Below are 13,945 nucleotides of genomic sequence, written 5' to 3' on the forward strand. Positions count from 1 at the left end.
CCACAACTTTGCATCAATTATAATTTCACACTTTGTGCCTTTCCGTCATAATTCACCATCGTACCCTTTGCTTTCAAATCGAAAGGTTGGGGTTTATCTTTGGTTACTTTAACAACATTGAATGTACGTTCTTTCAGCATACCGGGGAATTCTCCTGCACGGTCGCCAATAGTCAGAGTACCTTCTGCATCATTATAAGTAAACGGAATAGTAGCATATTGTCCTTTTTCGTAATTGTAGTTCACACCTTCGTCTTCATAAAGAGTAAACACACCATTCTTACCTTCGTAAACATAGAGCGTAATCTCCGAAGCAGGTTTCTCATTACTATACTGCATATCAGGACCGTAAGGCACAATAGCACCTTCGCGTACATACAATGGAATACGTTCGTAAGGAGCTTCTACTTTCATATTTTGACCACCAGCGATATATTTACCCGTATAGAAGTCATACCAACCACAACTTGCGGGGAAGTACATCTCACGACTACGTGCGCCATATTCATATACCGGTGCAGCCATCATAGCAGGACCAAACATAAACTGGTCACCGATATTATTTACATTCGCATCGGCTGTAAAATCCATTACCAACGGGCGCATAATGGTATAATCATCGAAATATGTCATACCGGCCAATGAATAGATATACGGCATCATGTTGTAACGTAACTTCGTATAATAAAGAATAGAATTATAAGCAGGATGTCCCTCGGGAGCAATGTTCCAGACTTCACGGAACGGATACTGACCATGTGCACGGAACAACGGACAGAATGCACCGAACTGATACCAACGAGTATTCAACTCTCTCCATTCTTTATAATCTTCATTCTCGCGACCCGTCTTATTCATCTCCATCTGACCTGCCACATAACGATTTTCCACACAGAAACCACCGATATCCATTGTCCAATAAGGAATACCGCTCACAGCAAAGTTCAATCCGGCACTGATCTGAGCCTTCATATCTTCCCAACGGGTAGCAATATCACCACTCCATGTCGCAGTAGAATAACGTTGACAACCTGCAAAACCGGAACGAGTCAAGAGGAATACACGTTGATCGGGGTTCACTCCACGCTGACCGTCATAGATAGCTTCGGCATTCATCAAAGCATACGCATTGAAGAATTTGGCAGAAGGACCTAAAGCAGTAGGACCGCAAAGGTCTTTACGATATTGAAGTTCCGTACAGTCACGAATATTAGGTTCACTGGCGTCCATCCACCAAGCGTCGATACCCAATGTATAAAGATGATCTTCCATTTGTTTCCAGAAAAGCTTGCGGGCATCTTTTGAATATGCGTCATAGAAAGAACCGGTATAACCGGGACCAATCCAGTCACGAATACTATCTTTTATAGCCTGTTGATACATCCAGCCATTCTTATCGAATTCTTTAAAGTGCTCTGTACTTGCATAGAACTTCGGCCAAACTGAAATCATAATCTTGGCATTCATTGCATGAATAGAATCCACCATTGCCTTTGGATTGGGGAAACGTGCCGGATCGAACTCATGGCTACCCCAAGCATTTTCGGGCCAATAGCTCCAGTCCTGTACAATATTGTCGATAGGAATCTGACGATTACGGAATTCTTTTAGAGTAGACAGAATTTCATCTTGTGTTTTATAACGTTCGCGGCTCTGCCAATAACCCATAGCCCACTTCGGCATAATCTGAGACTTTCCGGTCAAAGCACGGTAGCCGCCAATTACATCGTCCATATCTTCACCATAGACAAAGTAATAATCAATTTCATTATTCATTTCACTCCACCAAGCCAGCTTGTTTTGTTCTTCGGCAGAAACAGGAGTAAGTGCACGTAATCCACAATAAGACACGCCTCCATCGGGATTCCATTCTATCTTCAAAGGAACACGCTTGCCTGCTTCGAGGTTAACGGCAAACTTATAGCTGTTAGGATTCCACGAGGTACGCCAGCGTTCGGGAACAACAAGTTCATTGTTGATATAAACTTTTACATATCCGGCATAGTAAAGGATGAAACGGAAAGCTCCGGTTTCAGACGGTTCGATTTCGCCTTCGTAGCTTACTTTAGCACCCATCAGCGGGAAACCTTCGGGCAGATTTACTACCTTTGATAAATCCCCTCTTTTCAGATGCTCGAAATAAAGTGAATCTTCGCGACGAACGATTGGTTCCACATTCGCTCTTTCAGAAGGGACGTAAGTTCCGGTTAAAGCACCTTCTTTACCTTCTTTATCATAGAGCTTGAAAACACCGCCCAGTTGTGAATAATCGCGCTGGTCTCCAAAGCGGCATAGAGAATAGCTGTCCCAAAGTACCCCGTAGTTCTTATTAGATACAATAAATGGTACTGAAACCTTCGTGTTATATTGGAAGAGTTCTTCATTCTTTCCTTTATAATTAAACTCGTCTGCCTGATGTTGCCCCAAACCATAGAAAGCCTCATCATCTGCCGATTTAAAAACCTGGCGTACCGAGTAAGCTTTTGTACCTTCTACTTCGATCGGAGCAAAACTTCTTCCATTCTGATCTTCTGCCAGAATCTGTTTACCAGCAGCATCCGTAAAGCGTACTTCGCCGGTAGTTTTAGATACAATCGCGCATACTTGTGAAGTCTTCACAGAGATTTCATCTCCTTGTTCTTCTACTTTAAAATCCGTTTTTTGTTGTTGGGGAACAATGATAAGGCTTTGCTCCTTCGAAAAATCCTTTTCGGGAGTAGCCGACACATGAATGAGTTTTTCACCCATTACTTCTACTCGTACTTTACGTACATCGGTCGGTTGTTGTTGCTTTACTTCTACAATAACCCCGTTTCCGGTCTTCTGATATCCACCTCCTGCACATGCGGCAAACATCAACCCGGCAATCAAACAAACTGAAGTGTTTTTCAATTTCATATCAATGGTTTTAATGTTATTTTCTCCGGATGTAAAAGTAGGAAATTCCCACAACAAAAAGCCCTCTCGATGTTGAATCAAGAGGGCTCATTTGATTACCTAAAAGACAATATGTTTCAGGCATGGGTATCTTTTGTTATTTGCCCTCTCTTTCTTGATAAACAGAAGGCAAAACACCAAATTCATCCTTAAAATACTTGCTGAAATACTTGGGGTTATTAAAGCCCAACTGATACGCTATCTCCGATACATTTTGCTGGCTCTCGCGCAAAAGTTGTGCCGCACGCTTCAAGCGAATGACACGAATAAATTCGATAGGAGTCTTACCCGTAATTTGCAAAAGTTTCTTATACAAATGTACCCTACTCATACCTACCTCATGGCTCAACTCTTCTACCGACAGATCACTACGGGATATATTCGCCTCTACATATTTAATAGCATTCTCTATTAACTTTTCATCCAATGAAGTAATAACGATTTCACTCGGTTCGGGCTCGATGCGGGTACGCGATTTGCTTCTGCTACTTAGATCAATGAGCTTACGCATGCGCAAAATAAGCACTTCCATATTGAAAGGCTTCGTTACATAATCATCCGCACCGATAGTCAGACCTTCTACTTTGTTCTCAACCGATTGTTTGGCGGTAAGCAAAATAAAAGGAATGTTTTCAGTACGTTTATCCGACTTCACCCAACGACATAGTCCGTTACCGTCCATTTCGGGCATCATCAAATCGCTGACAATAAGATCCGGTAATAACTCGGGGATTATCTTCCATGCTTCCTGCCCATTGACAGCAGATTGTACGGAGAAGTACAAGCTCAGGCTATCTTTCATGAAGGAAATGAAATCTTCATTATCATCCACTATCAGCACCAATGGTTTCTTTTTCTCAGACGGTTGTGTATCCTCACCCGTTTCAGTGGCCTCAGCATCAAGAGCTACCGCATCTTCTTCAGCAGCTTCTTCGGACAAAGGCGTAGCTACATTTACTACCGAATGCTTCACTGGAATATCCACCACAAACACACTACCCGAACCTACATTATCGAATACACGCACCGCACCGCCATGCAGTGTAACAAAATCACGTACCAGACTCAATCCGATGCCGCTTCCGGTAGACTGGTTGCTTTCTCCTTCGTGTTCCACCTGATAGAACCGTTCAAAGATTCGCTCCTTATCCTCATCCTTCACGCCCGAACCAGTATCGGATACTTTAATCTCCAATGTTTCGGGAGAACCTTTCAAAATCTCCAATGATACATCCACACGCCCACCATCCGGGGTAAACTTAAAGGCATTAGACAATAAGTTCATTACAATCTTGCCTACTTTGTCTTCATCAAATGCCATATTGAGTGACTCTACCGCTGAGTAGAAAGTAAGATGCACATTCTTTTTCTCTGAGAGTATCAGGAAAGAACTACAAATATTGCGCACATACGCCACAATATCCCCTTCTGAAAGACAAAGGTGCAAGCCTGCCATTTCATTCTTACGGAAATCGAGCAGTTGATTCACCAGATTCAACAAACGTAATGCATTGCGATGCATTAAATTCAGCTTATCCAGTTGCTTCGCCTCTTTTGTTTCCTTTATCATTCCTTCCAACGGAGAAATAATCAACGTTAACGGTGTACGCAACTCATGGCTGACATTAGTAAAGAAACGGAATTTCATCTGATTGACTTCTTCAGTCTTCTGAGCCTCCTGTTCCATCTGCTGTATTTTGAATTTATTACGCTCTCTGCGCTGTACTCCATAGAATGCCAGGAACAAACCTCCTATCAACAGGAAGGTGTAGCAAACATAAGCCCACGGGGTCATCCAGAATGGAGGAAGAATAACTATCTTTAAGGTCGCTTCTTCTGTCCCAGCATACCCGTCGCTATTGGTAGCTTTTACTTTCAAGAAATAAGTGCCCGGTGCAAGATTGGTATAAGTGACGCGGTGCATATCGGATATGCCCGTCATCCAGTCGTCATTAAAACCTTCGAGCTTGTAAAAGTAACGGGTCTTTTCGGGCAACACATAATTGTCTGAAGCAAAAAGAACGGTGAAAACATTCTGCTTGTAGTCCAGTACAATTTCTTTCGTATAATTAAGGTCTTCATGCAGAATAACGCGGCCTTCATACTCTTTGCCTACCATCAATTCTTGATTAAAAAGATGGAAGCCCGTAAACATGACTTTAGGCAACACACTGTTATATTTTATATTATCCGGTCTGAAACGGTTCAATCCGTACAATCCGCCCACCACAATTTCTCCCGTATTCAATCGTTTAAGGGAACGTTGATTGAAGTCGCAACTTTGCAATCCATCCTTATCATTATAGGTATAACAACGAAAGCCTAGTTTCCCACTTTTATCCTCAACTGACAAAACGATATTTATCAGTTCGCCACCTGTACTTACCCACATACTCTTCCGGTCGTCTTCGGTAATACCCAAGATGAATAATTTAGAAAAATCCTGTTTAATGGGTACTTCATAAAGTTCATCCTGCTTCGGGTCGTACACATTCAATCCTTCGCGGGTTGCCACCCAGATCAAGCCACGACTATCTTCATATACTTGGCTGATTGTTTGATTGGAGAACTGAGCCTTACCGGAGCGTGCACCCGTAAAGTTACTTATCTTCCGTGTAGCCATATCCATAATAGCCATACCAGCCGATGTACCGATAATCAATGTATTGTTGCGCCCGATACAAAGAGAGGCTATGTAATCGGAAACCAAATTCGAATTGGCAGTAGAATAAGTAATAAATACACCCGTCTGAGGATTGAGGCAATGCAAACCACCACCCAATGTACCCACCCAAATATTTTTATCTTTATCTTCCAGCAAAGCCCACACATTATCATAGACCGACGAACCGTTTCCTCCCTCACCAATACGGTAACGGGTAAACCGGTTTCCATCGAAACAATTCAGTCCACCCCAATAAGTTCCTACCCACAACTTTCCATTACTGTCTTGCAGAAGTGATACAATGACGTCACTCGACACAGAACCGACATCGGATGTATGTGCAAAGGTTTTCCGCTCACCGGTCAGTGTATTCCAACGAATCAAGCCACTGCCGTTCGTACCCAGCCATACAATATCATTCTTTCCGTCTTCTACGCAGTTGATGTCACCCACATTAACAATGCCGAATTTAAAGGCACTTTCGTTATAGTAAGAGATCCCCTTTTTGTAAGTGCCCACCCACATCGTACCGGAAGCGTCCTCATAAAGCACGGTTATGGTGTTATTAGACAAGGTACGTTCATTATTCGGATCGTTCGCCAAATGAATCTGCTTTTCTCCTTTGTCCATCAGTTCAATACCGTCCTGATCGCGACCTACCCAAATACATCCGTATTTATCCTGTGCCAATGCCCGCACCGTATTGTAAGCATCATTTCTGGGAGAACGTACTTCCCACTTCTTCGAGGGTAGCTGATATACCCATAGGCCGACTACACTATATACCCACAACCGTTCATCACGATCTACAAACAGAGAGAATGTATTACTTTCCACCTTACCGAGTTCGGCAACAATATCACGGTTAGTCCATTTCACATTCAGTTTTTCTTTGTCCAGACAAGCCAAAGTGCCGTCATTATAAGCAAGGAGAATACCCTCTTTGCATTCCATAATATCTGTAATAGTACTTTTTGAAAAGATTTCAGTAGGTATCTTCGCAGCATCGGCAGTTTCATTACCATTTTTATAGCGATAGATGCCCTTGCCAGAAATATAAATCCAATAGGTTTTATCTTTATCGATATAAACCATAGCAGGCGCTCCGGAGATTCCGATATTCCACATCCATGCTTCTACATTGCGGTCGAAGGCATCATTAACAGAATTGTAAATGGTATATCCGGTACCAGTACGAATCCACAGGCAACCGGAAGCATCCTCTTGTATCTCTTCGATATAATTATCGGGCAAAGACTTGGCATCATCCTTCAGGCTACGATAAATCTTGATATCATAACCATCATAACGATTCAAACCAGAAGCTGTACCAAACCAAAGGAATCCTTTCGAATCTTTATAGATAGCATTCACCTGATTATTGGAAAGTCCGTCCTTTACTTCCAAATGTTTAAACATGTAGTCGTGCGAATTCGCAGAGAAACAAATGATCCATGCCCACAAGATAAGTAACAGTTGTCTTTTCATTCTATCAGAGATAAGGGGAGTTCGTATTTTATTGCAAATGAAACAAAATGAAGACAGAAAAACAAGGAAAGCTTTGCCTTTTTATCATTTTATATACCTCATTTGTTTCATTGCGGTCGAAAAAGGAGCATATCCGCCACGGATATGCTCCCCTAAACCAATTAAAATCGGACCTTCAACACAATCTTATTACTTTAAAAACTATTTACCTAATAGGGATATTGTCCCTCCTTTGCTCCCTTCATGATACCATCGATAACGTATTTATCGGTTACAGCACCTGTATTGCGATTTACCTCCGAGCCTGTCTCCCAATGGAAGGGTACAAGACCGTGATTCTTCGCTTCACGGGTTACAACTTCATTCCAATAAGCGCGTGAGTTGTCATGAGCTTCCTGATTTTCGCTCACTATACGCTTTATCACACTATATTCGCCGATAATTGCAGGAATACCTTTATCTACATAGTTGGTTTTCATTTTCTGGAATTGTTCTTTCACATAACTTTCTTCGCCAGATGTAGCATTGTGTTCGGAACCGCTAACGTGATTATCGGCACCCCAATACCAGAACATCTTGCCCCAGTTTGCATCTTCTTCCATCATACTGAATTGGTAAGGATCATAGAAGTGCACTTCCACCATCATTCGATTAGGGACTTTGTCAGTTGGCAACGTTTTATACCACGTATCTGCTGCATCAATATTGGTGGATGGAGCTTGTACAATAAGGCAACGAGACGCATTGTTTCCACCGGTAGCACGTACAGCATCTATAAACGTTTGCTCATAACGGACAATGGTAGCCACGGAAGCAGCATCAAAATTCTTCCCTCCGGTTGTAGTCTCATTCATGCCCGGTTCGTTGCAACCCGCAAACAGCAGATGTTCATCGTAACCGTTCAACTTTCCGGCAATCTGTGTCCACAGTGCCTTCTGCTTGGTATTGATGGTTTCGCTATCATTACTAAAAATATGATCTTCGAGCCAGCCGCCGTCCCAGTGTATGTTAACAATGGCATACATATCATTAGCTACACAATAGCCTACTACTTCGCTTACCCGGTCGAGCCATTTGGCGTCTATTTCATAAGTGGTTTCATTGACGATATGCGAACTCCATGCACAAGGTATACGTACGGCATTGAAGCCCATCACTTTCAATCCATCGATATACGTCTTGCTTACTTTGGGATTTCCCCAATCTGTTTCACCTGTGGGAGCTTCCAACGTATTACCTATATTAATACCAGCGTACATTTTAGCAGCAAGTGTCTTAGCATCACTCGTCATTACGCCGCTTTCACCTTTAGCTTGCTTTACAGTAACAGATTCCGTTAGGTTACCCAGTGTAAAGGAAATGTGACCTTCACGAGCCTCTACAAAGTTGGCCGAAACAGAAAAGTTATATATCTTCTGCATCATGGCGCGGGTATCCGTAGCTGTTATCCAAGTGGCATCCGAAGTAACTTGCACTTCTCCATTTGTACTCAGTTTCACGGAAATATTACCACCGGCAGCAGATACTTCAAATAATTTAGTAGTAGGATCTACAATCTCTAATCCGTCAGCAGCAGTTTGCGTTACTATGAAATGGTCTATCTTGCTACCTCCGGCATTCACCGTAATCGTAGAGGTACGATCTTCCGTAGTTGCATTGGCATCTACAGTAATGGTATATTTAAAGATAGTGCTCGAGGCAGAAGCTTCAGGAGTAATTTTACACCAGTCCGGTGCACTGCTGATTACTTCCAGAGGTACATTGGACTTAATGGACAAATTATTAGTCCCTCCAGTCTTGGCAAAAGCCATTCCATTGTTCACAATATTCTCGGGTATTGTAACTTCCGGTGTTACAGAGGAATCGTCATTATCCGAGCAGGATGTCATCAGAAAAAAGGTTGATAACAGCCAAAGAATTAAACATCTATCAAACGAGGTCACTATATGCTTTCTCATCATAATTATGCTTACATTAAAAATGTATTTAATACGAAACTAATCAGTTTTTCATTTAGGCGCACCGTCATAAACAGATTGCAATGTATAAGAAGCCGATTCAGAAAAGATGGCTTTCCGCATCACGCCTACTATCTCTTCCGCGTTATTCAGGAAGACTCCCGTAGCATGATTAAATAATCCGGAACACTCTTTACCGGCCGAAGCACTACCATTATCCCAGTAGAACGGTGCCAAACCACACTCTTTGGCAGCCTTATATACATATTCCAAATAGTATTTACGGAAAGATTCAGCACGGCTGTCAGAACGATGCACACATCCCGTCTCACCCAAATATACCGGAACTCCTTTATCTATAAACATAGTCTTCAGTTTACCGAAAGTGTCTTTCACATAATCTTCATCACCCCAACTATCTTTTGAACCCGCCTTTGCCGTATGTCCCCATTCTGAAAACTTGGCAGTAAGTGTATAATCAGTAGGAGCATAGTAATGCACAGATACCATCAAGCGACCGGAAACCTTATCGGTAGGCAACTTAAAGCTACCATCCACCGCATAATCAGGATTGGTGCAGTAGCTGGGGACACCCAAGAAACGGTCATTGTTATTTCCGCCTACGGCGCGCACAGCATCTACAAAGACCTGATTCCATTCATTTAACACAGCATATTGCTTACCACCGTCGGTACGGTTATCTCCCCAGCCCCAACCACCGTCATGAATCTCATTCACGCACTCAAAAACAAGGAAGTTACTCTTATTCTTGAATCGTTCGGCAATTTGTGTCCACATAGATTTCAATTGTGCTTTAATTTGTGCATTGACATTGGCATCAGTAGCAGCTTTCTTGATGTTGAGCCAATATTGGCTATCCGCGCCATCATGATGAATATTAACAACAGCTCTCAATCCGGCATTCTCGGCATAATTCACCACCTCAGCAACACGGTCCAGCCATACTTTTTCTATCTCATAACCCGGAGCTGTCCCGATATGTCCCAACCAAGTCACAGGGATACGTACGGAAGTAATACCCGCAGCTGCCAGTTTATCGAATAAGGCTTGAGTAGTTGCCTGATTGCCCCATAAGGTCTCTCCTGCTACCCCATTACTATTTGCATCCAACTGGTTGCCCAAGTTCCAACCGAGCCCAAGGCTTTTGGCAACTGTCCAAGGGGTATCACCTACTATTTCATTCGGACCTTCGGGAATATCCGGCAATTCTTCACTTGCCAATTGAGCTACAGTTATAACTTGTTTCTCAAGACTTCCCAATGCGAAAGTGATGGTACCTTCACGCGCTACATCGGTATTGGCAGCAATTTCAAAAGTCATGGTCTGTTCTGCCATGTTGCGCGTTACGGGCTTTTCTGTAATCCAACTATCGCTTATGGTTACAGCAGGAGTACCATTGGTTTGTATCTTCACTGTAATAGTACTGCCCGATGCAGGAATGTCTTTGAATTCTTTCGTTTGAAGTTCCAGTCCTTCGGCGGCAGTCTGCATTACTTCAAAACTCTGCGAAAGATCACCGCCTTTCACGATAATGGTAGATTTACGATCGTTCGTAGTCGTATTGGGATCCACTGTAATGGCATATTTAAGTATTATACTCGAAGTAGAAGTTTCGGCAGTAACTTTACACCAATCAGATGCACTGCTAGTCACATCTAAAACCACATTAGACTTGATAGATAAAGTATTTATTCCTCCACTTTTAGAGAAAGTAATCCCATTACTCAGAATATTCTCAGGGATAGTAACCTCTGGTGTTACAGAACCGTCATCATCGCTGGTACATGCAACGACAAAAGAAGAAAGACATAGTGCTAAAAGAAGCAGCAGACAAAATTTAGATTGATTAATAATATTCTTCATAATGCATTTAAGTGTATTAAATTTCAAATGGTTAATCTGTAATGGCAAAAGTAGTGCAAAGACTGCAGATACGTCCTATGATATGTTACACGGAAGGGTATCGTTTGTTTCCAATAAGGGATAAAAGGTTATCATTTAGTGATATCCGGCAATTCTCTCTTGTACAGTCAAAGAGAATGCCTTATTTTTGTGAGTATGACACTCCCCCAAGTATCTAATAAACTATTTAAAATACAATGTACTTATGAGAAAGATGATGTTAATGTTAGGATTGGTTGCCAGCCTTTCTTGCTTCTCACAAAGCCAAGAAGGTTATCAGAATCCGGTAATTCCCGGTTTCCACCCTGATCCAAGTGTGTGCCGTGTAGGCGATGATTTTTATTTGGTAAACAGTAGTTTCCAATATTTCCCCGGTGTTCCGTTGTTTCATAGTAAAGACCTTGTTCATTGGGAACAGATAGGGCACTGCCTGACACGTCCCTCGCAACTGCCGCTACACGATGCCAGTGCATGGGGAGGTATTTATGCACCCACTATTCGCTACAACGATGGCGTGTATTACATGATTACCACCAATGTATCAGATAAAGGAAACTTCATTGTCCATACCACCGACCCGCGTGGCGAATGGTCGGAACCTATTTGGATAAAACAAGGTGGCATCGATCCGTCACTTTACTTCGAAGACGGCAAATGTTATCTGGTAAGCAATCCTTCCGTAGGTATCTTCTTGTGTGAAATCAATCCAATGACCGGAGAACAACTGACTGAATCCAAACGTATCTGGGACGGAACAGGCGGACGCCATCCCGAAGGGCCACACATTTATAAGAAAGACGGTTGGTATTATCTGTTGATTTCAGAAGGTGGCACAGAATATGGACATAAAGTAACCATTGCCCGTAGCCGCACCATCGACGGTCCATACGACAGCAATCCTGCAAACCCAATTCTGACACATATCAACAAAAATGCGCAAAACAGTCCCATTCAAGGTACCGGACATGCCGATCTTGTTCAAGCTCCCGACGGTTCGTGGTGGATGGTATGCCTTGCTTTCCGTCCACAAAGCGGTACTCATCATCTGCTGGGACGCGAAACATTTCTTGCCCCTGTACGTTGGGACGAAAATGCTTGGCCGGTAGTCAATGGAGATGGAACCATTGCTCTTCAAATGAATGTGCCTACCCTGCCTCAGCAGCCTCTTGCCGAAAAGCCAGTACGTACCAGCTTCAAAGATGGTAAACTTGGTCAAGAATGGGTGTATGTCCGTAATAATCATCCCGGAAATTATACATTCGCTGCGGGCAAACTGCGGTTGAAAGCTACTCCTGTTAGTCTGAACAACGGAAAAGACAGCCCTACATTTGTAGGACGCCGCCAAGAACATATCGAGTTTACCGCCAGCACTTCCGTGGAGCTACAGAAAGCCTCAGCAGGAGATGAAGCCGGCTTGTCGGTTTATATGTTCGAGCCTTCTCACTATGATCTCTTTGTGAAACAACTGGCAGATGGAAAACAAGCAGTAGTACTGCGTTATCAATTGGGCGAAATGTCGCATATCGAGAAAGAAGTCGTTCTACCGCAAGGAAAAGTGCAGCTACGCGTAAAAGGGAACAATGAAGTTTATTCCTTTGAATATGCCACAGACGGCAAGAATTTCAAAGAATTGGGTAAAATGAATACACGCTATATTAGCACCGAGACAGGTGGCGGATTCACGGGCATTATGCTGGGAATGTATGCAGTATCCGGCTCGGAGACATCAAAGGCGTATGCGGATTTTGATTACTTTGACTATCAAGGGAAATAACCTAAGTACATATTCATAGTAGTTCTCCGGGGCAAAGGATAAAGCTTAATGATATTCATCCTTAAACTCAGTAAATGAAAAGCGGGAAAGTCTTCTTTGGCATAAAGACTTTCCCGCTTCTTATTCAGTTAGATAGTATATTATTCTACTACCAGTAAGTGGAATACTTTACGCTGGGAGGTTAGATCCTTTAGCGTTGCAGCACCATTACCATTATCCATACCCAACCATAAACCAGTAACGTTTCCGTCAGCATCCAAGTCCCAATCATATAGTTCGAGGAAGCCACCACCTACAGGAACTCCGGCAGCTATAGGAATGATATTACCTTTATCATCGGTTTTCTCTTTATTAAACTGAAGCTCGAAGTTTAACCAACCTCCTTCATTGCCCGTTAATTCAAAGAACATATCTATATCACTCGGGAACTGTACCAAAGGCATTTCATACCAGTCGGCAGCAGAAAGGAAAGAATAAGTGGTAGTGGAGCTCACTCCCTTATTATTTACAAATACAAGTGTACCATCGTTCTTAAAGGTCAATCGGAATTTATCAACATTGGCTATGTTGGCATCGGAATAAGTCCATCCAGTCCAATCGGGCAAAGTAGAATTTGTATAGTTCTCTTTCTTACCATCAGTAATATTATCATAAGCATGATTATTAACCCATGTACAAATAATATGCTCGTAATCTAATCTATATGTACGGGCACTACCGCCAGTCAGTCTTGTTTTAATTACTTTATTCTGATCGACTTCGGGAGTACCACCAGCACCTACTTCAAAATGGAATGCCGAGTATTCAGACTTTTCTGTAGAACGACAACCGAGCCACATATCTGTAATATTGCCCATAACATCTGTTTTGGTCTTGATGATACGCAGTTTGTTTTCTGCTGTTGTCGTCAAATAGGTATTAGAATCCCATCCCCAATTTGTATGGCTGATTAATGCATTCAGTGGCTTATCAAAAGTGATATCATTGTTTGAATCAATCGTATAAACACCTTCTATATCATCATTTTGATAAGATGAGAATGTATATTTACCACTAGATGCACCTGATGAAGTGAAAACCAATTTAGTAGCTGCAATCATATCGGCATCATAAGCAGACCAACCATTATTGTAATCTTCAGGCTTAGAAAAATTATTCATCATTGATCCATCCAACGCAGCCCAATCGTACGGAGATTGTA

5 protein-coding genes and 1 pseudogene are annotated in these 13,945 nt (G+C 42.4%); 1 reads left to right on the forward strand and 5 read right to left on the reverse strand.

The features are described from left to right. Positions 1-17 precede the first annotated feature (17 nt). From Q1W14_RS06750 to Q1W14_RS06765, 4 genes are all read right to left on the reverse strand, one after another. The gene (locus tag Q1W14_RS06750) at positions 18-2,897 is read right to left on the reverse strand and encodes a TIM-barrel domain-containing protein (RefSeq protein WP_300700105.1); all 2,880 of its coding nucleotides are present in this window, start codon (positions 2,895-2,897) and stop codon (positions 18-20) included. A gap of 136 nt (positions 2,898-3,033) precedes the next feature. After that, a complete protein-coding gene (locus Q1W14_RS06755; protein WP_300700106.1) occupies positions 3,034-7,089 on the reverse strand; it encodes a two-component regulator propeller domain-containing protein in 4,056 nt (1,351 codons plus the stop codon). 209 nt (positions 7,090-7,298) lie between these two features. Continuing rightward, positions 7,299-8,978 carry a cellulase family glycosylhydrolase gene (locus tag Q1W14_RS06760; RefSeq protein ID WP_300700107.1) on the reverse strand — a complete coding sequence of 560 codons (1,680 nt, stop codon included), beginning with the start codon at positions 8,976-8,978 and terminating at the stop codon, positions 7,299-7,301. A gap of 120 nt (positions 8,979-9,098) precedes the next feature. Next, positions 9,099-10,931: a cellulase family glycosylhydrolase gene (locus Q1W14_RS06765; RefSeq protein ID WP_300700108.1), complete on the reverse strand. Its 1,833-nt coding sequence runs from the start codon at positions 10,929-10,931 to the stop codon at positions 9,099-9,101. Positions 10,932-11,175: 244 nt separating this feature from the next. On the opposite strand from Q1W14_RS06765, the gene Q1W14_RS06770 reads away from it, so the two are divergent. Then, positions 11,176-12,744, forward strand: a complete 1,569-nt coding sequence (locus Q1W14_RS06770; protein ID WP_300700109.1) for a glycoside hydrolase family 43 protein — start codon at positions 11,176-11,178, stop codon at positions 12,742-12,744. Positions 12,745-12,884: 140 nt separating this feature from the next. Here Q1W14_RS06770 and Q1W14_RS06775 read toward each other — a convergent pair. Beyond that, positions 12,885-13,945 (reverse strand): annotated as a pseudogene (locus Q1W14_RS06775) (hypothetical protein); the annotation flags it as partial.

It is taken from the genome of Bacteroides sp. (assembly GCF_030151085.1).
In the GTDB taxonomy this organism is placed as follows: Bacteria; Bacteroidota; Bacteroidia; order Bacteroidales; family Bacteroidaceae; genus Bacteroides.

Bases quoted from the DNA above. Each gene is read 5' to 3' on its own strand.
- Q1W14_RS06750 (WP_300700105.1), bottom strand. From the start codon at position 2,897: ATGAAATTGAAAAACACTTCAGTTTGTTTGATTGCCGGGTTGATGTTT.
- Q1W14_RS06755 (WP_300700106.1), bottom strand. From the start codon at position 7,089: ATGAAAAGACAACTGTTACTTATCTTGTGGGCATGGATCATTTGTTTC.
- Q1W14_RS06760 (WP_300700107.1), bottom strand. From the start codon at position 8,978: ATGACATCCTGCTCGGATAATGACGATTCCTCTGTAACACCGGAAGTT.
- Q1W14_RS06765 (WP_300700108.1), bottom strand. From the start codon at position 10,931: ATGAAGAATATTATTAATCAATCTAAATTTTGTCTGCTGCTTCTTTTA.
- Q1W14_RS06770 (WP_300700109.1), top strand. From the start codon at position 11,176: ATGAGAAAGATGATGTTAATGTTAGGATTGGTTGCCAGCCTTTCTTGC.